Below are 23858 nucleotides of genomic sequence, written 5' to 3' on the forward strand. Positions count from 1 at the left end.
GTTACTGCTCGTCAGCAGCACGCCAACTGATCCCGGCAGTCACCCCCAACGTGTCCCCTGCCCCCACGAGTACGGCAGCATCCAGATGCAGCCGGCGCACGGCCAGCCCGGCGCCCAGGCTTACGGTGTGGGCCACGTTACCGTCGAGGTCATGGCGGTATCCGGCGGATACCCTGCCCTGGCGGCCCACGCGATATTCACCGCCAACGCGGGCCATGCGGCTACTGTCCAGCTCGCCGTAGCCGGTCCGGCGGGTGACATCTACGCCCAGTTCCGCCTGCCAGCGTTCGCCGCCTTGTCCCAGCGCCACAGCAATCAGGGGCCGCTGGTGGAAGTGCACGCCATCAGGCCCGGAGAAGCGTTGCGGCACCAGATTCTCCACGGTAGCCGCCACCGCCAGGGGGCGTGGGCCATCACTGTGCCACAACGCTGCCAGGTCGATATTCGCGGTGTCATGGTGTCGGCGCTCGGCGCCGCGCAGCAGTTCGCTGATATCGAATCGTGACGCGCGCTGGCTGCTGTTGAGCAGTGATACGCGCTGGTATTTCAGCGTGCCAGCCAGGCGCAGGTTGACGTCGTCATGTTGCCAGCCCTGACGGATACCCAGATCGGTCACCGCTACGCCCGTGGCGATGACTCGAGACTCGATATCGTCGCGTTCAAAAAAAGGGGTGCCGAGCAGGTCGCCAATCAGGTCGATCAGGCCCGGTGTGTTGGCCGCGCGGTTCAGGGTCTCGCGGTCACGCTCATCGTAGCGAAAGCGGATACCCACACGGGTCTGCTGGCGCAGCATCAGCGTCGGCTGCGCGGTTATCGGCGCCACGGTCAACTGACCGCCAAGGTCCACTTGGGCAATCTTGCCGTCGGCCGCTTCCATGCGGTCGGCCAGTGCGTCGCCATCGGCGACCACGGCATTCTGCTGCCGCTCCAGTTCCTGCTCGAACTCGTCCACATCACGCAGCAGGCGATCTTCGTCGCTGGCCAGCACACCCAGCTGAAGGGACATGATGTCATGGGCTGGCCAGCGGCCGGGGCTGTCATCGAACGTCAGACCTACGCCGCCCCGCCCGGCCTGGCGGGCGTCTCTCACGTCTACCTGAGCCGCCTGAACCGCCGCTGGCAGCAGCAGCGCACACGCGACGGCCCACCCATTGATACTGCGTCGTGTCATTCAGGCCTCCTGATCCTCAGCCCCAGCTTAATAACAAAAAACCCGGCAGTGCCGGGTTTTTTGTGGGGCTTGCGTAAGCCGCGTAACGGATTGCGGTGTCTCAGCAACCGTATTTGGCTTTCGCCTCGATGCGACGACGGTGCAGAACCGGCTCGGTGTAGCCGCTGGGCTGCTCGCGGCCCTTGAACACCAGCTCGCAGGCGGCTTCGAAGGCGACGTTGCCTTCGAAATCCGGCGCCATGTTGCGATACGCGGGATCGCCGGCATTCTGCTCGTCAACGATCTTCGCCATACGCTTCATGGCTTCCATCACCTGCGCTTCGGTGCACACGCCGTGGTGCAGCCAGTTGGCGATGTGCTGGCTGGAAATCCGCAGGGTCGCGCGGTCTTCCATCAGGCCGACATTGTTGATGTCCGGCACCTTGGAGCAGCCGACGCCCTGGTCGATCCAGCGCACCACGTAGCCCAGGATACCCTGGCAGTTGTTGTCCAGTTCCTGCTTGATCTCGTCAGCAGACCAGTTGGTCTCCGGCGCCAGCGGGATGGTCAGGATGTCGTCCAGGTTGGCCCGGGTGCGGGACTTCAACTGCTCCTGCACGTCCGCCACATTGACCTGGTGGTAATGCATCACGTGCAGCGACGCAGCCGTCGGAGACGGCACCCAGGCGCAGTTGGCACCGGCCTTCGGATGGCCGATCTTGGCTTCCATCATGGCCTTCATCTCGTCCGGCATGGGCCACATGCCCTTGCCGATCTGGGCGTGGCCCTTCAGGCCTGCGGCCAGGCCGATATCCACATTCCAGTCTTCATAGGCATTGATCCACGCCTGCTGCTTCATGGCCGCCTTGCGCACCACGGCGCCCGCTTCCATGGAGGTGTGGATTTCATCGCCGGTGCGGTCGAGGAAGCCGGTGTTGATGAAGATCACCCGTTCTTTCGCTTCACGGATACAGGCTTTCAGGTTCACCGTGGTGCGGCGTTCCTCGTCCATAATGCCGATTTTCAGGGTGTTGCGCGCCAGGCCCAGCGCGTCCTCGACGCGGCCGAACAGCTCCACGGCAAAGGCCACTTCTTCCGGGCCGTGCATTTTCGGCTTCACGATATACACGGAACCAGTGCGGCTGTTGCGCGCGCCGTCCTGCTTTTTCAGGTCATGCATGGCGGCCAGCACGGTGACCATGCCGTCCAGAATGCCTTCCGGCACTTCTTCGCCGTTGAACAGCACGGCGTTGTTGGTCATCAGGTGACCGACGTTACGCACCAGCAGCAGTGAACGGCCCGGCAGCACCAGCTTGCCGCCGTCAGGCGCGGTGTACTCGCGATCCGCATTCAGCTTGCGGGTCAGCGTCTTGCCACCTTTCTGGAAAGACTCCTGCAGGTCGCCTTTCATCAGGCCCAGCCAGTTGCGATAGACCACGGTCTTGTCGTCCGCGTCCACGGCCGCCACCGAGTCTTCGCAATCCTGAATCGCGGTAATCGCGGATTCCAGCAGCAGATCCTTGATATGGGCCTTGTCTTCAGCACCAATCGGATGGCTGGCGTCGAACTGGATTTCGACGTGCAGGTTGTTATTGCGCACCAGCACCGCAGTCGGCTTGGCCGCATCGCCCAGATAACCGGCCAGCTGGGACGGGTCCTTCAGGCCCGTCTCGCCGCTTTCCGTGCGCACCACCAGGGCACCGTTCACGATGGCATAGCCGGTCGCCGCCTTGTGCGAACCGGACGCCAGCGGCGCGGCCTGATCCAGGAAGTTGCGGGCATACTCGATGACCTTGGCGCCACGCTTCGGGTTGTAGGCGCCACCACGCTCGGCACCGCCTTCATCGGAAATCACATCGCCGCCGTACAAGGCGTCATACAGGCTGCCCCAACGCGCGTTCGCAGCGTTCAGCGCATAACGTGCGTTCATCACCGGCACCACCAGCTGCGGGCCGGCGACGGTGGCAATTTCGGCGTCCACGTTCTGCGTGGTCACCTGGAAGTCATCGCCTTCCGGCAGCAGGTAGCCGATCTCGCTCAGGAACGTCTTGTACTCGTCCATATTGATCGGCTGGCCCTGACGCGCCTGATGCCAGGCGTCAATGCGGGTCTGGATCTCATCACGCTTGGCCAGCAGCGCCTTGTTCTTCGGCACCAGGTCGGTCAGGATCTTTTCCAGCTCGCTCCAGAAGTGTGCGGTATCCACGCCGGTGCCCGGCGCAATTTCCTTTTCCACCAGATCGTGGAGAACTGTGGCGATCTCAAGCGCGCCATGGGTGATGCGATCAGTCATAGTGCTGCTACCCTTTCGGTCAGGAAATGCGGAAAGCGCGGATTCTAGCGGAAAGCCGCCGTCAATTCATGCGCCGGGCTGCACCAGGCGTGACTCGGCGGTCAGCCGCTGGCGCTCAATTGAACAGATTGACCAGGTCCAGTCGGTGCGCCTGGCTGCCGCCACGGGCCACACCCTGCTCCAGCGTGGCAAAATCGAACAGCTGTGCATCCGCAAGCTGCGACGGCGACACGTTCTGGATCGCCGAGAAGATGCTCTCGATGCGCCCCGGATGCTCACGGTCCCACTGCTGCAACATGGCCTTCACCGCCTGGCGCTGCAGATTCTCCTGCGAGCCACACAGGTTGCAGGGGATGATCGGAAATTCGCGATGCCGGGCAAACCGCTCGATGTCCTTCTCACGACAGTACGCCAGCGGGCGAATGACCACATTGCGACCATCGTCGCTACGCAGCTTGGGCGGCATCGCCTTCATCCGGCCGCCAAAAAACATGTTCAGGAACAGCGTCTCGATAATGTCGTCACGGTGATGCCCGAGCGCGATCTTGGTGGCGCCGATTTCCTCGGCAAAGCCATACAGGCTGCCACGGCGCAGGCGTGAACACAGCGCACAGGTGGTCTTGCCCTCGGGGGTCTTCTCCTTGACGATCGAATAGGTGTCCTTCTCCAGGATGTGGTACTGAACACCTTCTTTTTCAAGGTAGTCCGGCAGCACCTGCTCCGGGAAGCCTGGCTGCTTCTGGTCCAGGTTTACCGCCACCAGCTCGAAGCTGACCGGCGCCGAACGCTGCAGGCTGCGCAGGATATCCAGCATGGTGTAGGAATCCTTGCCGCCCGACAGGCAGACCATGATCCGGTCACCGTCCTGGATCATGTTGTAGTCTTCGATCGCCCGCCCCACCTCACGCCGCAACCGCTTTTGCAGCTTGTTGAAGCTGCCGGAACGGGCGGGCGCCGCTCCCTGCGCGGGAGAAGCCGGATAAGCCAGATCTGAGGCGGACATCAGGTTACCTTTATACGACGGATGACTTTGCGGTAGAGCGACGGGAAGAAGCGCTTGAGCCAGATCCCGGCCACTTCGCGGCCGCCAATGATAACCTGCTCGCGGCCACGCTGCACGGCACGCACAATGCGCCCTGCACAGACATCCACATCCAGCCCGGCGGCCTGATGGTCGTCCATCACGCCATGTGCCGAGCCGTCCGCCGTGATGGCGTTGATCGAGACGTTGGTGCGGATAAAGCCGGGCATCACCATCAACACCCGGATGCCCCGGTCATGCTCTTCAGCCCGCAGTGCCTCGAACCAGCCGTGCAGGGCATGCTTGCTGGCGCAGTAGGCCGAGCGCATGGGCGTGGGCAGCTCTCCCACCAGGCTGGATATCACCACCACCTGCCCACCTCCTGCCTCGCGCATGGCGGGCAGCACGGCCTTGGTCAGGCCAATGGCGCCAAAGTAGTTGACCTCCATGACCCGGCGGTCCACTGCCAGATCGGTGTCGATAACGCGCGATCGCTGGCTGATACCACCGTTATTGACGAGGATGTCGATTCGTTGGCATTGCTCGAGCACGCTCTGCGTGGCGGCGGCGAAGCTGTCGCTGTCGGTGAGGTCCAGGGGCAGCACTGTATGCCGGTCGGGATCACGCAGGCTGGCGCGCACACGCTCCAGCTCATCGCGGCGGCGGGCAGACAGCACGAGCCGGGCACCCTGGTGACTGAAGGCGCGGGCCAGGGCCTCGCCGATGCCGCTGGAGGCGCCGGTAATCCAGATAACCTTGTTGTGCAGTGCCATGTGCTGTCCCCGCCTTGTGATCATTGGTGGGGGCAACAATAGGCAATCAGGCGCGATTTCGCCAGCGGAGAGGCTCTTCCGACCGGGGTCACCCTCCAGCAAAGAGGCGTTGAGGCGGGGTGCGCCCTTCCGGGACAGCTCAAGCCATCCATGGGCGCTCTTTCTTTGCCCATCCCTGGGCAAAGATGTCCCTACAGGGCGCACCCCGCCTCAACGCCGCAGCGAGATTCGAGGTCAGGTGGCTATAGAACGTGCTGGAGGAACAAAACCATCGGCCGTCTGCCGGCTTGAAGATCGGGTTGCGCGTGACGGCCCTCGGGGGGCGGGTAAAGGGTTTCTGGACCTTCGAGAGGCATGGATGCCGAACGAGAGCCCCCAGGGATGGGTTCACGGCGTGTCCAGAAACCCTTTACCCGCCCCCCGAGGGCCATAACCACCACAACTGAACAGAATGGCCCAACCAAGGACGATTACTTGAGCTCGCGCGAAGACAACCCAAGCAAGTTACGGGCAACAATCAGTTGCTGGATCTGCTGCGTCCCCTCGAAGATGTCGATGATCTTGGAGTCACGCGCCAGTTTCTCCAGCAGCAGTTGCTCGCTGTAGCCCATCTCGCCACACAGCTCCACGCACTTCAGCGTCACGTAGTTGCCCATGCGCCCGGCCTTGGCCTTGCACATCGACGCCTCCTTGGAGTTAGGCTGGCCGTTGTCCGCCATCCACGCCGCCTTGTAAGTCATCAGGCGCGCCGCTTCCAGGTCGGCTTCCATGCGGTAGAGCTCGGCTTCGATGGCAGTGCTGTTATAAAGTGATTTCGAGTAATCCGCCTTAACCCCTTCTTTTTCAAGGATTTCACGAGTTATCTCCAGCGCAGCACGGGCCACACCCAGCGCCATGGCAGCCACCGCCGGGCGGGTGTTGTCGAACGTTTGCATCACCCCGCCGAAGGCCTTCTTGCGCGCTTCTTCGGTGTCCGCGATCTCCGGCGATCCGAGGATGTTTTCCTTCGGAATACGGCAGTTGTCGAACGACAGCGCGGCGGTATCGGAGATACGCAGGCCCATCTTGTCCTCGACGCGGACCAGGGTCAGGCCCGGCGCGCCCTGGGGCACGATAAATGACTTGATAGCGGCCTTGCCCTTGCTCTTGTCCAGGGTCGCCCAGACCACAATGGCGTCGCCACGCTGGCCAGCGGTGCAGTAGATCTTCTCGCCGTTGAGGACCCACTCATCACCCTCAAGGCGTGCCGTGGTGGAAATGGCGGCGGAATCGGAACCGGCGCCGGGCTCGGTGATGGCCATGGCGCAGTAGAGCTTGCCGAACTTTTCTTTCTGTTCCGGGGTACCGACCGCGTTGATGGCGGCATTACCCAGGCCGGAGCCGGGAATCGACAGCAGCAGGCCGACGTCGCCCCAGCACAGCTCCTCGCCGCCGACGATGCCGGACAGGTTGGCGCCGTTCACGGTACCCGCATCGGCCGATGGCGCTTCTTTCTTGCCGCCGCGTGCGGGGCGGATCGAGGCCATCATCTGCGCCACCGGCTTCAGCTCTTCCGGGGTGTCGCAGTGCTCGATACGGTCGTACTTGCGAGAAATCGGGCGGAAGACGCCACTGGCCAGCTGGTGCGACATCTTCTGGATGTTAAGCAGTTTCTGAGGCAGTTCGAGATTGATCATGACTGTCTACTCCGTATCAGACCAGCGTGGCGGCGTCGAGCAGCGCCACGGCGCGCAGGTTCCGGTACCACATTTCCAGGGGGTAATCGCGCACGAAACCGGCGCCGCCAAAGAGCTGGACGCCGTTGGTGCCGATCTGCATGGCTTTCTCGGCGGCATAGGTCTTGGCCAGATGGGCTTCGCGATGGAACGGCAGGCCCTGTTCGGCGCGGCTGGCGGCGCGCCAGACCAGCAGGCGCATGCCTTCCAGCTCGATCGCCATATCGGAAATCATGAAGGCCACGGACTGGCGCCAGGCAATCGGTTCGCCAAACGCCTTGCGCTCCTTGACGTAAGGGATGCAGTAGTCGAGCACGGCCTGGCAGCAGCCCACGGCCAGCGCCGCACTGCCGATACGGCCCAGGTCGACCAGGCGTTCCAGATCAAAGGCCGCCAGGCGGTGGCTGGCGGGCACGCGCACGCCGTCCAGGGTGACGGTGGCGGTCTCGACGGCACGCAGGCCCATGTAGTCCTGTGCTTCGGCGCTCAGGCCGTCAGTGCCCTGCTCTACCACAAAGGCGGCGGGGCCCTCGCCTTCCAGGTCAGCCACCACCAGCAGCAGTTCGGCGCTGGCGCCGAGGATAACCAGGCGCTTTTCGCCGTTGATGACGTAGCTGTCGCCGTCCTGGCGGGCTTTGGTGGCCAGTTGCGTCGGGTCGAAGGTAGCGCGGCCTTCGGTCAGCGCCACGGTGGCGGGCACGAAGTGCTCCTGGGCCAGGCGCGGCAGGAAGGCTTCGTGCTGGGCCTCGTTGCCGAAGTCCAGCACTGCATTGATGAAAGACAGTGGCGCCAGGGTACCCAGGGCCAGGGAGATATCGCCGTGGGCGAGGTCTTCGGCATTGAGCACGTTGGACATCGGCGAGCGCGGCATGCCCGCGCCGCCATGGGCTTCCGGTATCGGCATCAGGCCAAGCCCGAGTTCCATGGTGGCGGCGTAGAAGCCCTCGGGGGCGGCGCCCGCTTCGTCCGCGTCGCGGGCGATGGCGCGCAGTTGGCGCTCGGCGTAGCGGCGCATGCTTTCCCGGGTAATGCGCTGCTCTTCCGAGAGCGACAGATCAAACGGCAGGTCCTGACTCATGACCACGACTCCTGTACGGCAAATTAGCCAATTAAACGCTTGTTTGAAATCGGTCCACATCGTGACACAGGCAACCAGAACCGGCAAGTCATGTACAAAAACGTGACCTGTGTCATGATATCGGCTGAGAACAGCGTCAACCGTGCGGCTCTGGCCAGGGCACGGTTGATCTCCGGGGGAGCCATCCGTGCCGCATCAACACCATGCACATGATCACCGTCGCACCCTGCGCTTGCGGCGCCAGCGGATGGCGATCTACTCCTATCTGCTGGTATGGGGTGGTGTGCTGCTGGGCATCGAAATCGGTTATTTCGAACCCTACACCCCACACTGGTGGTTGTTCGGCAGCACCCTCGCCGCCAATGTTGTCATCTTTCTGCTGCTCGCCTCCGGTGCGTCGGAACAGTGGGGCGAACGCTTTGGTGATCCGAGCCTGACGATACCGCAGATGATGATCGGCATCATCCTGATCACTGCCCTGCTGCATTTTTCACGGGAACTGCGCGGCGCCATCATGGCGATCTATTTCATGGCCATGACCTTCGGCGTGTTCGCGCTGTCGCGACACCGGATGATCCTCATGGCCCTGTTCGTGCTCGGCTGCTTCACGGCGCTGGAGGTCTGGGAATACCTGGATGCGCCGGAATCGAAGATCATCAGCCTGTCCATCGGTCATTTCGGCATTCTCAGCATGGGCCTGGCCTGGTTCGTCTATGTCGGCGGGCATATCCACAACCTGCAGCAGCGCAATCGCGAGCAACGCAGTTCCCTGCAGGCACAGCAGCGTCATCTGGAGAAGGTCAATCAGCAGTTGCACGACACCATGGCACAGCTGGAAGAAGTCGCCATTCGCGACAGCCTGACCGGGCTGTTCAATCGTCGGCATTTCATGGAACGCATCGAAGAAGAACTGGCGCGCGCCGATCGCCGCCACTCGCCTCTGCATCTGGCGCTGATCGATCTGGATCACTTCAAGCAGATCAATGACAACTGGGGGCATCAGGCCGGTGACCAGGTGCTGGTGCGGTTTGCTGAAACGGCGCGCAGCACGCTGCGACGTGCGGATCTGCTGGCGCGCTATGGCGGGGAGGAGTTCGTGATTCTGTTTACCGATGGGTCGGCAGAGGATATCCGCCATGTGCTGGAGCGACTGCGTTCAGCGCTGTCGGTGCTGCACTTCGGTGGGCGCCCGGGCTTCAGTGTTACGCTCTCCGCAGGCCTGGCCTCCTGGCGCCCCGGCGACACCGTCGATTCACTCTTCCAGCGCGCCGACGACGCCTTGTATCGCGCCAAGGAAACCGGCCGCAACCGTCTGGTCGAGGCGTAGAACCGGTTCGGTCCTAAACCGCTGGATACTTGCGGGACGCATCCCTACACTCTCCAGCACACGCCTTCGCCTCTGAATCACCCACCTAACAGGGTCCCGTCATGGAACTTACCGACAATCCCGGCCTGCGCGCACGCATTGATGCCCTTATCGAACGTTATGGCGAAGATGCCATGAGCTGGACGGAAATCCACGGTTTGCTGTGCGCCGTTTCCGCTGGCCCCGGCCACCCGGAAGGCTGGCAACAGATGGTGCTCGGTGATGCCGGCCCGGTGGACGACGACACCGTTGCCGCGCTGCACGCGTTACAGCAGCGTGTGGCCACCCAACTGGGCGCAGGCGATCGCATCCAGTTGCCGTGCCGCCTTGACCCCTACAGCGAGGACGACAACGGCAACGATCTGGGCGGCTGGTGCGCCGGTTTCATGACCGGGGTGCTGCTGCAGGAAGACGCCTGGTATGCGCAGGACGAAGAGCGCGCCGCCAATCTGCTGCTGCCCTTCGTACTGATCAGCGGTTTCGATGATGATGATCCGGATCTGGATGCCCTGTGGCAGGACACCAAGGTGGTCCGTGGCATGGCGATGGCACTGCCGGAACTGCTTGAAGAACTGTTCCTGTTCTTCAATGCGCCGGACGCACCGGACCAGGGCGACGAGGGCAGCGACGAAGATTAATCGCTTCGCTGTTCCTCTGCGTCGTCACTGACCTCCGGGTTGTGCTGCACTTCCGGTCCCAGCAGCACAGCCAGCCAGCGCGTTTCCTCGCGGCTCTCCAGAGCAATCCGCAGAATCATCGTCAGGGGCACCGAAAGCACCATTCCCACGGGCCCCAGCACCCAGCCCCAGAATACCAGGGACACGAACACCACCAGGGTCGACAAGCCCAGACTCCTGCCCATCAGACGTGGCTCAAGCAGATTGCCCATGCCGGTATTAATGGCCACAAAACCGGCCACGGCGATGGCCGCGACACCGAATCCGTGCAGCACATAGGCCAGCAGGCAGGCCGGAATGGCCGCCAGGAAAGAACCGATATTCGGAATGTAGTTGAACAGGAAGGCGAGCGCCCCCCACAACACCGGGTAATCCACATCCAGCATCCACATCCACAGCGTGACAAGAATACCGGTGGCCAGGCTGACCATCGATTTGATCGCCAGATACTGGTTGACGCCGCTGGCAAACTTCTGGAACACCGACATGCCGGGGCCTTCATCGCCCAGTGCCGCCTTCAGCTTGGAGGGGAAACGCGCCGCTTCCAGCAGGATGAAGGCCACCGTCAGCAAGACCAGCATCAGATTGCCCAGTGCCGAGCCGAAGTGCCCCGCCACCTTGCCGGCCATATTCATCAGGGTGCCGGCATCCAGCTGGTCCTTCAAAATACCCGTATCAAGATGCACGCCAACGCCACCCAGCCATTCCAAGACCCCGGCAAGACGTTCGTTGAGGGCCTCTTCGTACTTCGGCAGTTCGCGCACAAAACCGTTGATGGAGGCGCCCAGCCCGGTCGCGGCACCGATCATGACCACAATCAGGCCGATCATCACCAGCAGGACCGCCAACGCTTCAGGGACGTGATGACGTCGTAACCAGGCCACGCCAGGGGCGCAGACAATGCTCAGGAAAACCGCGAGCAGGAAAGGCTCCAGCAGGCTGGACGATGCGCGCATGCCGGCCACCACGACCACCAGGGCAGCCAGCATTCCAATCCATGGCCAGGAGGCCCTTACATCCGACATATCATTTCACCCGTTTACAAGACCTGCATTGTGCCGACGCGGCCGAGGCCTATCATACGTTGCCAGCACCTGTACCGGACACCCTGACCATGCAAACGATTTCACGTCTCTCGCTGCTTGTTGCCCTGGCGCTGGCAACGCCGTTGCTGGCTGCCGAGGAATGCCCTGAGGTGGATCGCGCGGGGTTCACCTCGGCCATGCAGGCCCGTGAACCCGGAGACCTTCTGGCGCAGGTGCCATCGGAGGCCCGCACCCTGTACTTCTTTACCGACGTGCGCGGTGGCCGGGGTGAGACGCTGATTCATCAATGGCAACACGGCGACACCGATACCGAAGTGCGCCTGCGTATCGGCGCTGACCGCTGGCGCACCTGGTCGAGCCATCGGGTGCCCTCGGCCCAGGGTCATTGGCAGGTCAGTGTCCGCACCGGGCATGGATGCGACCTGGGCAGCTGGTCGCTGGCCGGGGCGCCCGCCCCCTCACAACCCGCTGCACAGCCCCCTGCCCGGGCCAGCACACCTGATACCCCCGCCCCGGCCACACAGCGGGCGCACACGACTCGGGCCGAGCGCCTGGACCAGGCCGCCATGCAGGCCCTGCTGGCGGACAACGACGTCATTGGCTTGCGCATGCTGCTGGATGACGCCGAAGCGCGAGGCGTGAACCGGGACGAGATTTCCAGAGCACGGCGCATCACCCTGGTGCTGGCCAGCGCACGCCGGGAAATCGAGCACGACAGATTGCACACCGCCCGCGCCCGCCTGCTGTCGCTGGCGGGCCAGACCGATATGAGTGAGGAAGAACAGGCGAGCCGGGAGGCGTTGCTTGCCCTGGCAGACGCGCGCGCCAGGGCCCTGTCGCAGGACTACCTCTACTGGCTGGCCGCCTGGGACATCACCCTTAATCGCGGGCTGGCTGGCGGTGCCCTTTGCGCCGACCCGTCCGCTTTTGCCAGCGACTGGCCGGCGCACGTCAATGACAGCCTGGCCTGGGTCGATCGGCAGGACACACCCGGTGGCTATCGGTTCATCCTGCTGGACCACCGCACGGCACAGAGCCATACGCTGACACTGCACTGCCCGATGCGGCACATGCAGTATCTGCGCGGTGGGCAGGTCAGTCTGACAGGGACAGGTGACTGATATCCGGGTTAACCGGCGCCTGTTTCGGCTTCAGTTCTTCCAGATCAGCGCCCGCTGGCGCCATGGACAAGTGACTGATGTCCGGGACCTCGGCGGCAACCCCGCTCTGCCCTTCGGCCATGTCGGCGCCCACCGGCGCCACATCGAAGGGTCCGCTGAAACCGGCACCGCCGGTGCGAATAGTGCCGACCATTTCGCGGTCACCGGCCCGCTCTGCGGGCATGGTCATGGCCGACGTGGAAGCCGAAGCCGACGCCTCAGGGGCCGCCGGGGCCGAGGCGGCGGTGGGCGCCGGTTCTGTCACCGGACTTTCCTCGCCAACCGGCACCAGTTGGCACTGGGCACCAGCCTGCTTCAGCGCCGCGCGGAATTTCATCGCCGTCGCCTGGTCTGCATCGCGCTTCAGGATCACACGCTTGCCGGAAAACAGCGCTGCCACCTTTTCCGGCGGCATGCGAAACAGTTTGCCCAGGTTGGCCTCCACCGCCTCACGGGCGGCACCGGCCACCAGCTGGCCCTCAAATACGATGTGATAGCGAATGTCGTCAGTCATGGTCCGAAGAATACTAATCAATGTGTGAAGCGGCAAACTCTGCCAGTGCCGCGATGGTGCGCGAGGGATTGAGTCCCAGTGCCACCGGCACGACCGCACCGTCCATGACGAACAGGTTGGGATGGCCGAAGACCTCACCGCGATAATCCACCACCCCCTGGGCGGCCGAATCGGCCATCCTGCAACCGCCCAAAGGATGTGGGGTCACCAGGTTCCGGAACCAGCGCCAGGTGGGCGGCACCGACGAACGCCCCCCCGTGGCCTCTGTCAGCTGCACATGCGTGTCCACCAGTGCCTCGACGGCCTTCTCGGCAGCGCGATAATCCCATTTCAGACGCAGGTGGTCCCGTCGCCAGGGGGCGTACCAGCGGCGCCCCAGCGACAGGGTTCCGCCCGGCTCATCCACCGCCTGACCGAACCACAGCATCATCGACGACAACGGGTCGCGCCGGTCGATCATGCCACGCAGCACCCGCGCCAGCAGATTACGCTCCAGCGGCACGCGACCCGTCAGGGCGCGCTTGCGGCGTCGCAACAGGTTCGCCAGCACATCGGGAAAACCGCCATCCTCCACCAGAAAGCGCTCGCCACTGCGGCTGCCGTCAAGAAAATCGATGGCCGCTGAAATGGTCGGCCCTTGCGAGGGTGACAGGTCCCGGCCCGGATAGAACGCGGGCGTCAGAAAGTCGCCATTGGACAGCCAGCCCTGCCCCAACTGCTGGCTCAGATTCGGCAAGGTGCGGTACTGGTCCCGGCATCGCAACAGCAGTTCCGTCGAGCCGACACTGCCCGCAGACAACACCACACGATCCGCCCGCAACGCCAGATCAAGGCCGGCATCGAGGTCGCGCGCATAAACGACATAGCCACCGTGCTCATGCGGGCGAATACAGCGCACATGATGCAACGGCCGGATATCGGCGCCGTGCTGCTCGGCACAGGCCAGATAATTCAGGTCCAGCGTGTTCTTCGCTTGCACCGGGCAACCGATATCACAATTGCCGCAATGCACGCAGGTCCCCTGCTCACGACCATGCGGATTGACCCAGCGCCGGGAATGGGCCAGATCAAAGGGGCGCTCCAGCCCGTAATGCCAGGCGCTGTCAAAAGTCACCGCCTGAGGCAGCACGTGGAATCGGTCCCCCGCACCGATGGCTTCGGCGGCATCCCGCATCAGACGCGTGCGCGCCGTGAACTGGTGGGCAGGCAAAGGCGCCACCGCCAGCATATCGCCGGTCGTGGCAAAGTGCGGAGCCATGGCGTTCCAGGTCACCGCTTCCGGCCAGCCCTGGTCAAAGGTATCCGGGCGCGCCGCGATGCTGATGTTCGCGTAGATCAGCGACCCACCACCGACCCCGGCCCCAGCGACCACGCTCATGTCACCGAACCGGCGAAAGTCGATCCAGCCGTTACGCCGCTCCGGACGGCGTTCATCCCAGAACCAGTTGCGACCGCTGACACTCGGGTAGTCCTTGACCGCCCAGCGCCGACCGCGCTCCAGTACCACCACGCGGCGGCCTTTTTCCGCCAACCGCAAGGCCATCACGGCGCCGCCAAACCCACTGCCGATGATCAGTGTGTCGATATGTTCCATCGCACGCCCCCGCTCCCCAATGTTCCTCCCTGTTGTGCCTCAAGAACGGGGGCGTGTCACGCTTTTTTGTGACTGATTTCTCAGAATGAGAGCGTGGCCTGCGCCCACAGCTTGCGGGTATCGGTCGCGAAATCTCGCGCGTCGTACTCCGCCGCCTTGACCAGCAGGTGCAGCCACGGACGCGCCTGCCAACCCGCCGAAAGGTTCAGCTCACGACCGTAGTCCGCGCCGCCCGTATCCGCCTCGAAACGGTGCGCGGTTACCGTCAACGCCACCGGACCCACCGGCATCCCGGCCCGCACCCAGGTATCACGCAAGCCATCGGCAGGTGTGGCCAGGAACAGATCGGTAAACCCCTGGAAGGCGTGCAGGGTGGCCAGCGGCGTCTGTACCGCCACGCCCGCATCACGGTCAGCACCAAGCTGCTCGTAACCCAGCGTCAGCGTATAACCCGCCTGGCGCACCCCTGCCTCGGCGCGCAGATAATCGGCGGCAAAATCCGTCGGGTTATCGCCATGATCCCGCTGACGCGCGTAGGCCAGCGCCAGCGGAAAGCGCCAGTCACCAAGGTGTGCGTCACCGGACATTTCCAGGCCGGTGGTCAGGCTGGAGAGGCCGGGCGCATTGTCGAAGTCGAGCGCGTAGGCAAAGCCCACCAGCTTGACCGGCCCCAGCGTGCCCGCCAGGTTCAGCAGGTGGCTGTCGCTCTCCAGAGCAGCGGGCGGAGTGCCCTGCTCCGGGCCAAAGATGCGCCGCACCTGATCGATCCACGCATAGCGCAGTGTCACCCCGCCGGGCAGCGTCGCGGTACTGCTCACCGCGTCGAACGTCTGCTCGTTCTGACGCCAGCCCACACCGCCAACAAAACGCTGGTTATCCAGATTGATACGCTGGCGTCCCAGGGTAAACGCCAGAACATCGCTGGCCTGATAATCCAGGGCCAACTGGTTCAGATCCGCCCCTTTCGGGTCAGCCACTACGGGAAAATCGGTGTTGCCGTTGCGGGTATTGTTGAAACGCTGCTCGGTCAGATAGCCGACATGATCCATTTCCACGCGCAGGCGCAGGCCGGACCAGTCACCGCTGGCATAGGTAAGGCGGGTACGCACACTGTTGGCGTTGGCATCCCGATCAAGCAGGTCGGGTTGGCGCACCTGTTCGAACCGATAACGTACGCCGAGGGACACGTTTCCCTCCGTCAGTGCCTCAACCAGTGAATCCGCTTCGACGGCATTGACGCCGCGAACCCCGGTCAGACTGACACAACACAGCACCATGGCTGCAAGCCGATAATGACGCGACATGGACATCTCCGTAATTCCTGTTCAGGTGGATGACGATGCCTGTCCCAAAAAACAGCCTGCACGGGGTCCGCCGTGCCGGCTGTAACGGCCGACGCTATCTCAACGCGGGCGCTTTGCCCTGGCCGGTAGCGCCGTACCTGTTGCCTCTCAAACGTCGGCCGTAGCCTCCAGGCGGTGCTTCACCCGCTCAGGATCCGCCAGGGTGACCACATCGCCGATCATGACCAGACACGGCGACGGTAACTGCGCCTGCGCGGCCGCATCGGCCATACTGGCCAGCGTGCAACGCAGTGCCCGCTGGCGCGCTGTGGTGCCTTCGCTGACCAGGGCCACCGGTGTTTCTGGTGGCAGACCATGGCGCGTCAGTTGCTGGCTGATTTCAGCCAGCTCCGACAGCCCCATGTAGCACACCAGGGTGCGATGCGGGTCTGCGGCCAGCGCGGCCCAGTCCAGCGCGGGGGCGCCATCACGCCGATGCGCGGTAACCAGGCAAACGCTGGCCGCATGATCACGGTGCGTCAATGGAATCCCCGTGCTCGCCGCGCATCCTGCCGCCGCCGTAATGCCCGGCACAACGGAGACGCGCACCCCGGCCTCGCGCAGCTCGGCCATTTCTTCACCGCCACGCCCGAAGATAAACGGGTCGCCGCCCTTCAGTCGTACCACGATACGCCCGGCTTTTGCCTCGCGGACCAGCAGCGCATTGATATCCTGCTGCGGCACACTGTGGCGACCACACTGCTTGCCGACATACAACTTGCGCGTGCCACGCGGGCAATAATCCAGCAACGCGGGTGCCACCAGACGGTCGTAAATCACCACATCGGCCTGTTGCAGCAGGCGCATGCCCCGCACCGTGATCAGTTCCGGGTCTCCCGGCCCCGCGCCCACCAGAAACACTTCACCGCAGCCGCCTTGAGCGGTGGCACGGCGCGACTGCCACCACTGCGTCAGCTTGTCACCGCTGCCTTGCAGCACATCAACCCACGGCGCGAACAGGTGCATGGCTCTCTTCCTTCTCGGTGGCGACCAGCAAGGCGCGCAGTTCCGGTATACAGGAACCGCAGCCGCTGCCAGCCTGGGTGCAGGCGCTGATGGCGGCCACATCGGTGCAACCGCCTTGAATGGCTTCTTCGATACGTGCCTGCCGCACCTGATGGCAACTGCATACCATCGGGCTGTTGTCGCGGCGCCCGCCCGGCACACCGGACAGCAACTGCATCACGTCACTGTCGCCCGCCTCCAGGGCACGGGTCAGCCAGTCTTCATCGAGATCCGGCAGGCTCGGCGCCAGCACCGCCACGCAGGCCGGCTTGCCATCGCGATAACCCACCAGCCGGTAATGGCCCATCGCCTCGTCGGCCATTACCGCAAACTGCTCGATGTCCGGGCAGCGCGCGCGCAACCACTGGGTGTCCACCGGGCGCGTACCGGCGCAACGCAAACGCGTTACCCGCTCGCCCGGAATACGGCACCAGTAGTGCTGGCTGTCCGGCACGTTGATCTCGCCCCGGGTCACAATCAGTGCCTGCCACGACGGCGCATAGGCCAGCAGCTGCACCGGGGTCTGCTTGAATGCGGGCTGGCCGGATTCAGCATCGCAAATCGCCGCCACCAGGGCATCCACCCGCGCAGCACTGGCAAAACAGTCGTTCCAGTGAATCGGCATGAATACGTGGCCGCGCTGCTGGTCGTCGCTGGCGCGCGCCGTGACCACACACCGTGACTGCGGGCTCTGCACATACACCAGATCACCGTCGCGCAGCCCCGCGTCGGCCAGGTCATCCGGGTGCACCGCAACAAAGGGCTCGCTGGTATGGCTGAGCAGGCGTGCAGCGCGGGCCGTACGCGTCATGGTGTGCCACTGGTCGCGCAACCGGCCGCTGTTGAGCAGCAATGGCCAGTCGCGACTGACCGCCGCCTGCGGCAAGCGTGGTGTGACGGGTGCGAAACGGGCGCGCCCGTCGGAATAAAAAAAGTGGCCGTCAGCAAAAAGGCGCTCGGTGCCCACAGCACCGTGATCACCCGGACCAAGGAGACTGACCGGCCACTGGACAGGTAAAAGGTGTTCGTAATCGGCGTCGCTGATCTGCGCCAGCGCACCGATATCGAAGGCACGTTCGCCCTGGTTCTCGAAACCGGACAAGGCGGCATGCTCACGGAAAATGGTGGCCGGCTTTTCATAGTCGAAGGCGTGCCCGTAACCCATGCGCTGCGCCACCTGCGTCATGATCCACCAGTCCGGACGCGCTTCGCCCGGCAAGGGCAGGAACGCACGCTGGCGGGAAATACGCCGTTCGGAGTTGGTCACGGTGCCGTCTTTTTCGCCCCAGCCCGCGGCGGGCAGACGGATATGCGCCATGCGCAGTGTGTCGGTGTCCGACACGCAATCAGACACGATCACCGTAGGACACTGGGCCAGGGCGGCACGCACCAGATCCGCTTCCGGCATGGACACTACCGGGTTGGTGGCCATGATCCAGATGACCTTGATGCGCCCCTCGCCCACCGCGCGGAACAGGTCCACCGCCTTGAAACCCGGCGAGCGTGCCAGCCGTTCCGTTCCCCAGAAGCGGGCCACGCGATCGCGCGATGCCGGCTCAAACCCCATGTGCGCGGCCAGCATATTTGCCAGGCCGCCGACTTCGCGCCCCCCCATGGCGTTGGGCTGGCCGGTGATGGAGAACGGCGTGGCCCCGGGGTGCCCGATACGGCCGGTCGCCAGATGGCAGTTGATGATGGCACTGGCCTTGTCGACGCCGGTATCCGACTGATTGATGCCCTGGGAAAACACCGTCACGGTACGCGGGCAATCGCGGAACCATTGATAGAACTTTTCCAGTTCTGCTTCTGACAGGGCGCACGCCGCGGCCACCGACGCAAGATCCGGGCAGGCGGCTTCGGCCGCCGCCAGGGTGTCGTCGAACTGAACGGTGTGCGCATTGATGTAATCGTGGTCCAGCGCTTTCTCGCGCGCCAGCCAGGCCAGCAGCCCGGCAAACAGATAGCCGTCTGCCCCGGCCTGTAACGGCAGATGCAGATCGGCCAGATCGCAAGTGGCGGTCGCACGCGGATCGATCACCACCACTTTCATGTCCGGACGCGCCTCGCGCGCGGCGACAATGCGCTGATACACCACCGGGTGCGTCCATGCCATGTTGCTGCCGACCAGTATCACCAGATCCGCCAGTTCCAGATCACGATAGCTGCCCGGCACGGCATCCGCACCCAGCGTCTTCTTGTGCGCGGCCACCGCGCTGGACATGCACAGGCGCGAATTGGTGTCGATGTTGGCGGCGCCGATAAAGCCCTTCATCAGCTTGTTGGCCACATAATAGTCTTCGGTCAGCAACTGACCGGACACGTAAAAACCGACCGCTTCCGGACCATGCGTCTCTATCGCCTCGCGCATCCGCACGGCGATGGTGTCCAGCGCCTGGTCCCAGTCCACCCGGCAGCCGTTGATCTCGGGATACAGCAGCCGCTCACGCAAGCCGACCGTTTCACCCAGGGCACTGCCCTTGACGCACAGGCGACCGAGATTGGCAGGATGACTGCCGGTGCCCTGCGCCTGCCAGCCATCGTCCTGGCGTTGCATGGTGACGCCGCAACCGACGCCGCAATAGGGGCAGGTTGTGCAGACGTTGTCTGTCGCGCTCATGCCGCCACCTCCGGAAGTCGTTCTGCAAACAACAGCGTGTCACGCCAGGGAGAAATATCTTCACCGATATGTTTTCCGTACCAGGCACCGGCGCTGGTGTCGCCATACAGCACGACGCCCGCCAGACGGTTACCGTCAAGCCACAGGCGTCGATAATGGCCGGAGACGGGATCACGCCAGTACAGGGTGGCATCCCCTTCCCGCTCACCAGCGGAAAACAGCGAAACGCCGCTGACTTTCAGCCGTGTGGCCGTGTCACGCCAGGCGTAGCGGCGATGGCCCATTTCTGCCAGATGCGCGGCGCAGACCCGCGCCTGTTCGTAAAGCGGCGCCACCAGGCCGAAGGTCCGGTGGCGATGCTCGACACACTCCCCCACGGCATAGATCGTCGGGTCATAGGTTTGCAGGGTGTCGTCGGTCAGCACGCCGTGTCGGCAGGCCAGCCCGGCGTCTTCGGCCAGCGATATGTCCGGGCGAATACCGATGGCCTGCACCACGAGGTCCGCTGGCAAGGTCTGCCCGTCCATCAGCGCCACCGCGCGCACGCGGTTGTCCTCGCGGCGCCCGATAAAGGCGCGGGTGCGCGCATTGAGGCACAGCTGCAGACCACGGCGGGTCAGATCCCGTGCCAGCAGTTCGCTGGCTTCGGCATCCAGTTGCCGGTTGAGCAAACCCGGTCCGGAGTGCACCAGCGTCACGGCAACACCGCGCTGGCGCAGCCCCTCGGCAGCCTCGATACCCAGGAAGCCGCCACCAATGACGACGGCAGCGCGCACTTCGCGGCTGGCCTGGATCAGGGCGCGCGTGTCCCGAAGGTCGCGGAAGGTCATGATGCCGTCGAGCTCACTGCCGTCGCAGGCAAGACGCCGGGGGCGCGAACCCGTCGCCAGCACCAGACGTTGATAAGGCAGTACCTCGCCACTGGCGGTGACCACCTGACGGCGACGGCGTTCGATACGCACGGCGGGATCGCCGGCAATCAGTCGGATATCGTGCCGCCGGTACCAGTCCGTGTCGTGAGTCACCACCGACGCCTCGTTCTGCTCACCGCTGAGCACCGGCGACAGCAACACACGGTTGTAACCCGGAGCCGCTTCAGCGCTGACCACAGTAATCGCATAGCGCTCCGGTGCGAGGGCCAGCAGCTCTTCCAGCAAACGCGTCGCCGCCATGCCGTTGCCAATAATGACGAGGGGGGCTTTCATCGACATTCAGGCCGCCGCAGGCTGTGCGGCGATCAGGATGCGACCGTCGCGTACCGTTACGGGCCACACCGGCACCGACACCGTCATGTCTTCCAGGCAGATGCCGGTGTGCAGGCAAAAATGCTGCTTGTACACCGGCGAGGCCACCACCAGCTTGCCACCGATATCCCCGACTATGCCCCGTGCCAGCACATTGGCGTCACTGAACGGATCATGGTTGCCGACAGCAAAGAAGCCATCATCGGTATGAAACAGCGCCACCTGCATGCCATTCACGCGCGCGGCCACGCCGGTGCCACGCACCACATCGGCCGTCCCGCAGATGTCTTCCCAGCCCACTACATTGGCCTTGACGTTCATGCCGGCTCTCCCTTTTCCTCGGTGACACGCAACCGTTGTTTTTCTTCCGGTCGCGCAGGACGTTTCTGACCCCGTTCGCGCACATAGACGATATGTTCGTCCGGTGTGTCGTCGTTGACGAACGCGTTGAAGCGCTTCACGGCCTCGGCGTCTTCGATGGTGCGTTTCCATTCGCAAACATAGGTATCGACCACCGACTGCATCTGCGCTTCCAGCTCTCCGGCGATGCCGAGCGAGTCATTGATGATGACGTCCTGCAGGTATTCCAGGCCGCCCTCCAGGTTGTCGCGCCACACGGAGGTCCGTTGCAAGCGATCCGCCGTGCGGATATAGAACATCAGGAAACGATCGATATAGCGGATCAGGGTCTGGTCATCCAGGTCGCTGGCAAACAGCTCCGCATGGCGCGGGCGCATGCCGCCATTGCCGCACAGATACAGGTTCCAGCCTTTCTCGGTGGCGATCACGCCGACATCCTTGCTCTGCGCTTCGGCACACTCACGGGTGCAACCGGACACCGCCATCTTCAGCTTGTGCGGCGAACGCAGCCCGCGATAACGCTGTTCCACAAAGATCGCCATGGCCACGGAATCCTGTACGCCATAACGACACCAGGTATTACCGACACAGGATTTCACGGTGCGCAGTGATTTACCGTAGGCATGCCCGGATTCAAAACCGGCTTCAATCAACTCACCCCAGATCAGCGGCAGCTGCTCCACGCGCGCGCCAAACATATCGATGCGCTGACCACCGGTAATCTTGGTGTACAGGTCATACTTCTGCGCCACCTCGCCGATCACGATCAGCTTTTCCGGTGTGATTTCACCGCCAGGCACGCGCGGTACCACCGAGTAGGTGCCATCCTTCTGCAGGTTGGCGAGGAAGTTGTCATTGGTGTCCTGCAGGCCGACATGCTCCGGCTTGAGCAGGAATTCGTTCCAGCAGGAGGCCAGGATCGAGGCCACCGCCGGCTTGCAGATGTCGCAACCGCGCCCCTGTCCGAACTGGCCCAGCAGGTCGTCGAACGTGCGAATGCCATGCACCCGCACCAGGTGGTACAGCTCCTGCCGACTGTAGGCAAAATGTTCACAAATGTGGTTGTTGACCTCCACACCCTGGCGAATCAGTTCGGCATCCAGCACCTGCTTCACCAGCGCTGCGCAACCGCCACAGGTCGAGGCGGCTTTGGTTTCGCTTTTCAGCGCGCCCACCGTGGTGCAGCCGCCGCTGATGGCGCCACACAGATCGCCCTTGCTGACATTATTGCAGGAACAGATCTGCGCCGTGTCCGGCAGTGCATCCACGCCCAGCGCCGGTTTATCGGCCCCCGCAGGCAGGATCAGCGAGGCGGCCTGATCCGGCAGTTTCATATCGTTGAGGCAGTATTGCAGCAACATGCCGTAATCGGCGGTATCGCCGACCAGTACGGCACCGAGCAGCTTCTTGCCGCTTTCGTCGATCACCAGCTTCTTGTAGATACCCGCCGGGCCATCCTCGAAGACACAGCTGGTCGCACCGGGCGCCATACCGTGTGCATCACCGATGGACCCCACTTCCACGCCCAGCAGCTTGAGTTTGGTGCTCATGTCCGCGCCTTCAAAACCGCGCGCGGTATCGCCGCTCAGATGCGCGGCGCAGACACGGGCCATTTCATAACCCGGCGCCACCAGGCCATAAATGCGCCCGGACCAGAGCGCCACCTCACCAATGGCAAATATCGACGGGTCCGAGGTGCGGCAGGCATTGTCGACCACCACACCGCCCCGCTCGCCGGTTTCCAGACCGGCCTCGCGGGCCAGTGCATCGGCTGGCCGGATACCGGCAGAAAACAGCACCATGTCGGTATCCAGCGTTTCACCGTCGGCAAATTCCAGCCGGTAGCGGGACTGCTCCCCGGCCACGATCTGTTGTGTCGCCTTGCTGGTGTGCACCTTGACGCCCAGCGCTTCGATCTTGCGGCGCAGCAAACGGGCACCGCCATCGTCCAGCTGCACCGCCATCAGGCGCGGCGCAAATTCCACCACATGGGTCTCCAGACCCAGATCCTTGAGCGCCTTGGCGGCTTCCAGACCCAGCAGCCCCCCGCCGATCACCACGCCGCTTTTTGATACCGACGCGCTGTCACGAATGGCTTCCAGGTCCTCGATCGTGCGATACACCAGACAGTGCGGCTGATCGTTCCCGGGAATCGGTGGCACGAAGGGGTAAGAGCCAGTGGCCAGCACCAGCTTGTCATAAGGCACGCGCTCGCCGTTGCTGCTGACCACCACTTTGGTATCACGCTCGATCCGCTCTGCGCGCTCCCCCAGCCGCAACGTCATGCCGTGCTCATCAAAGAACGCCAGCGTGGTCAACGCCAGGTCCTCGGTGGTCGCCCCACTGAACCAGCTGCTCAACTGCACCCGGTCGTACGCCGGGCGGGGCTCTTCACAGAACACCGTGATGTTGTAGCCATGCTCGCGGGCGGCCAGCGCCTCCAGCAGGCTCTGTCCCACCATACCGTTGCCGATAACCACCAGTTCCGGTTTGCTCATGAACACACCGCTCCTTCACCTGTCCGGCCTTTCACAAGGCACAAAAAAAAGGCACCCACCGCCCGGAGGTGACCGGGCCGTGAGCGCCTTTGCTCGCAATTTCGTCGTGATCTGTTCTGCGCCCCGCGCGGCTCGCCATTGAGCCGGGCGCGGCATACACCAGGGAAAGAGCAAGAGTTATGCCAGCTTGCTGCTGCGGATCACCCGGGACCCGGCAAACGCCTTCACAGCGCAGCCCTGGCGCGCTCTGCCCGCCCACCGGAGCGCCGCTGATCGGGTACACGGCGCGGCACCTGCGTCGTCTGCCTGCTTCACGCTTGTGCACCGCGCACCACAAGAAGGCACGCCGCCACCGTGGCGCCCCCCATGCCACCGCCGGAATCCACCTTGCGGCCACGGAATAT

18 protein-coding genes are annotated in these 23858 nt (G+C 63.7%); 3 read left to right on the forward strand and 15 right to left on the reverse strand.

What is annotated here, in order from left to right:
- Position 1 precedes the first annotated feature (1 nt).
- From traF to DKW65_RS07570, 6 genes are all read right to left on the reverse strand, one after another.
- On the reverse strand, positions 2-1171 hold the full coding sequence (gene traF / locus DKW65_RS07545) for a conjugal transfer protein TraF (protein WP_111656671.1): 1170 nt from the start codon (positions 1169-1171) through the stop codon (positions 2-4).
- A gap of 100 nt (positions 1172-1271) precedes the next feature.
- Positions 1272-3443 (reverse strand): malate synthase G, encoded by a 2172-nt coding sequence (locus DKW65_RS07550; RefSeq protein ID WP_111656672.1) that lies wholly within the window; start codon positions 3441-3443, stop codon positions 1272-1274.
- A 115-nt stretch (positions 3444-3558) separates the two neighbouring features.
- Complete coding sequence (gene ttcA, locus DKW65_RS07555) at positions 3559-4446, reverse strand: tRNA 2-thiocytidine(32) synthetase TtcA (protein WP_111656673.1); 888 nt, start codon at positions 4444-4446, stop codon at positions 3559-3561.
- Positions 4446-5237, reverse strand: a complete 792-nt coding sequence (locus DKW65_RS07560) for an SDR family oxidoreductase (protein ID WP_111656674.1) — start codon at positions 5235-5237, stop codon at positions 4446-4448. The genes ttcA and DKW65_RS07560 overlap by 1 nt, the downstream gene beginning before the upstream one ends.
- Positions 5238-5707: 470 nt before the next feature.
- Entirely contained in the window at positions 5708-6913 is a 1206-nt protein-coding gene (locus DKW65_RS07565) for an acyl-CoA dehydrogenase family protein (protein WP_111656675.1), read from the reverse strand.
- Positions 6914-6929: 16 nt separating this feature from the next.
- Entirely contained in the window at positions 6930-8030 is a 1101-nt protein-coding gene (locus tag DKW65_RS07570; RefSeq protein ID WP_111656676.1) for an acyl-CoA dehydrogenase family protein, read from the reverse strand.
- Positions 8031-8217: 187 nt separating this feature from the next.
- On the opposite strand from DKW65_RS07570, the gene DKW65_RS07575 reads away from it, so the two are divergent.
- Both DKW65_RS07575 and DKW65_RS07580 read left to right on the forward strand, forming a co-directional pair.
- Positions 8218-9357, forward strand: a complete 1140-nt coding sequence (locus tag DKW65_RS07575) for a GGDEF domain-containing protein (protein ID WP_245932426.1) — start codon at positions 8218-8220, stop codon at positions 9355-9357.
- Positions 9358-9458: 101 nt separating this feature from the next.
- Positions 9459-10034, forward strand: coding sequence for a YecA/YgfB family protein (locus DKW65_RS07580; protein ID WP_111656678.1), 576 nt, complete (start codon positions 9459-9461; stop codon positions 10032-10034).
- Here DKW65_RS07580 and DKW65_RS07585 read toward each other — a convergent pair.
- Positions 10031-11098 (reverse strand): AI-2E family transporter, encoded by a 1068-nt coding sequence (locus tag DKW65_RS07585; RefSeq protein WP_162925765.1) that lies wholly within the window; start codon positions 11096-11098, stop codon positions 10031-10033. The genes DKW65_RS07580 and DKW65_RS07585 overlap by 4 nt on opposite strands.
- An 89-nt stretch (positions 11099-11187) precedes the next feature.
- Here DKW65_RS07585 and DKW65_RS07590 point away from each other — a divergent pair, with 89 nt between their 5' ends.
- Positions 11188-12240 carry a DUF2914 domain-containing protein gene (locus DKW65_RS07590; RefSeq protein ID WP_162925766.1) on the forward strand — a complete coding sequence of 351 codons (1053 nt, stop codon included), beginning with the start codon at positions 11188-11190 and terminating at the stop codon, positions 12238-12240.
- On the opposite strand, the gene DKW65_RS07595 is transcribed toward DKW65_RS07590, so the two are convergent.
- From DKW65_RS07595 to nirB, 8 genes are all read right to left on the reverse strand, one after another.
- Complete coding sequence (locus DKW65_RS07595; protein WP_111656681.1) at positions 12215-12793, reverse strand: hypothetical protein; 579 nt, start codon at positions 12791-12793, stop codon at positions 12215-12217. The genes DKW65_RS07590 and DKW65_RS07595 overlap by 26 nt on opposite strands.
- Before the next feature lie 13 nt (positions 12794-12806).
- Complete coding sequence (locus DKW65_RS07600) at positions 12807-14387, reverse strand: GMC oxidoreductase (RefSeq protein ID WP_111656682.1); 1581 nt, start codon at positions 14385-14387, stop codon at positions 12807-12809.
- 80 nt (positions 14388-14467) lie between these two features.
- Complete coding sequence (locus DKW65_RS07605; protein WP_162925767.1) at positions 14468-15691, reverse strand: alginate export family protein; 1224 nt, start codon at positions 15689-15691, stop codon at positions 14468-14470.
- Between the two features lie 147 nt (positions 15692-15838).
- Positions 15839-16696, reverse strand: a complete 858-nt coding sequence (gene cobA / locus DKW65_RS07610) for a uroporphyrinogen-III C-methyltransferase (protein ID WP_170124529.1) — start codon at positions 16694-16696, stop codon at positions 15839-15841.
- A complete protein-coding gene (locus tag DKW65_RS07615) occupies positions 16671-19352 on the reverse strand; it encodes a nitrate reductase (RefSeq protein WP_111656685.1) in 2682 nt (893 codons plus the stop codon). The genes cobA and DKW65_RS07615 overlap by 26 nt, the downstream gene beginning before the upstream one ends.
- Positions 19349-20563 (reverse strand): NAD(P)/FAD-dependent oxidoreductase, encoded by a 1215-nt coding sequence (locus DKW65_RS07620; protein ID WP_111656686.1) that lies wholly within the window; start codon positions 20561-20563, stop codon positions 19349-19351. Before DKW65_RS07620 ends, DKW65_RS07615 begins: the two co-directional genes overlap by 4 nt.
- Positions 20564-20917 carry a nitrite reductase small subunit NirD gene (nirD, locus tag DKW65_RS07625; RefSeq protein WP_111656687.1) on the reverse strand — a complete coding sequence of 118 codons (354 nt, stop codon included), beginning with the start codon at positions 20915-20917 and terminating at the stop codon, positions 20564-20566.
- Positions 20914-23454 (reverse strand): nitrite reductase large subunit NirB, encoded by a 2541-nt coding sequence (gene nirB, locus DKW65_RS07630; RefSeq protein WP_111656688.1) that lies wholly within the window; start codon positions 23452-23454, stop codon positions 20914-20916. The genes nirD and nirB overlap by 4 nt, the downstream gene beginning before the upstream one ends.
- Positions 23455-23858: the final 404 nt, after the last annotated feature.

The organism is Isoalcanivorax indicus, from assembly GCF_003259185.1.
Lineage (GTDB): Bacteria > Pseudomonadota > Gammaproteobacteria > Pseudomonadales > Alcanivoracaceae > Isoalcanivorax > Isoalcanivorax indicus.

Coding starts and splice junctions, on each gene's coding strand:
- traF (WP_111656671.1), bottom strand. CDS start 1,171: ATGACACGACGCAGTATCAATGGGTGGGCCGTCGCGTGTGCGCTGCTG.
- DKW65_RS07550 (WP_111656672.1), bottom strand. CDS start 3,443: ATGACTGATCGCATCACCCATGGCGCGCTTGAGATCGCCACAGTTCTC.
- ttcA (WP_111656673.1), bottom strand. CDS start 4,446: ATGTCCGCCTCAGATCTGGCTTATCCGGCTTCTCCCGCGCAGGGAGCG.
- DKW65_RS07560 (WP_111656674.1), bottom strand. CDS start 5,237: ATGGCACTGCACAACAAGGTTATCTGGATTACCGGCGCCTCCAGCGGC.
- DKW65_RS07565 (WP_111656675.1), bottom strand. CDS start 6,913: ATGATCAATCTCGAACTGCCTCAGAAACTGCTTAACATCCAGAAGATG.
- DKW65_RS07570 (WP_111656676.1), bottom strand. CDS start 8,030: ATGAGTCAGGACCTGCCGTTTGATCTGTCGCTCTCGGAAGAGCAGCGC.
- DKW65_RS07580 (WP_111656678.1), top strand. CDS start 9,459: ATGGAACTTACCGACAATCCCGGCCTGCGCGCACGCATTGATGCCCTT.
- DKW65_RS07585 (WP_162925765.1), bottom strand. CDS start 11,098: ATGTCGGATGTAAGGGCCTCCTGGCCATGGATTGGAATGCTGGCTGCC.
- DKW65_RS07590 (WP_162925766.1), top strand. CDS start 11,188: ATGCAAACGATTTCACGTCTCTCGCTGCTTGTTGCCCTGGCGCTGGCA.
- DKW65_RS07595 (WP_111656681.1), bottom strand. CDS start 12,793: ATGACTGACGACATTCGCTATCACATCGTATTTGAGGGCCAGCTGGTG.
- DKW65_RS07600 (WP_111656682.1), bottom strand. CDS start 14,387: ATGGAACATATCGACACACTGATCATCGGCAGTGGGTTTGGCGGCGCC.
- DKW65_RS07605 (WP_162925767.1), bottom strand. CDS start 15,691: ATGTCGCGTCATTATCGGCTTGCAGCCATGGTGCTGTGTTGTGTCAGT.
- cobA (WP_170124529.1), bottom strand. CDS start 16,696: ATGCACCTGTTCGCGCCGTGGGTTGATGTGCTGCAAGGCAGCGGTGAC.
- DKW65_RS07615 (WP_111656685.1), bottom strand. CDS start 19,352: ATGAGCGCGACAGACAACGTCTGCACAACCTGCCCCTATTGCGGCGTC.
- DKW65_RS07620 (WP_111656686.1), bottom strand. CDS start 20,563: ATGTCGATGAAAGCCCCCCTCGTCATTATTGGCAACGGCATGGCGGCG.
- nirD (WP_111656687.1), bottom strand. CDS start 20,917: ATGAACGTCAAGGCCAATGTAGTGGGCTGGGAAGACATCTGCGGGACG.
- nirB (WP_111656688.1), bottom strand. CDS start 23,454: ATGAGCAAACCGGAACTGGTGGTTATCGGCAACGGTATGGTGGGACAG.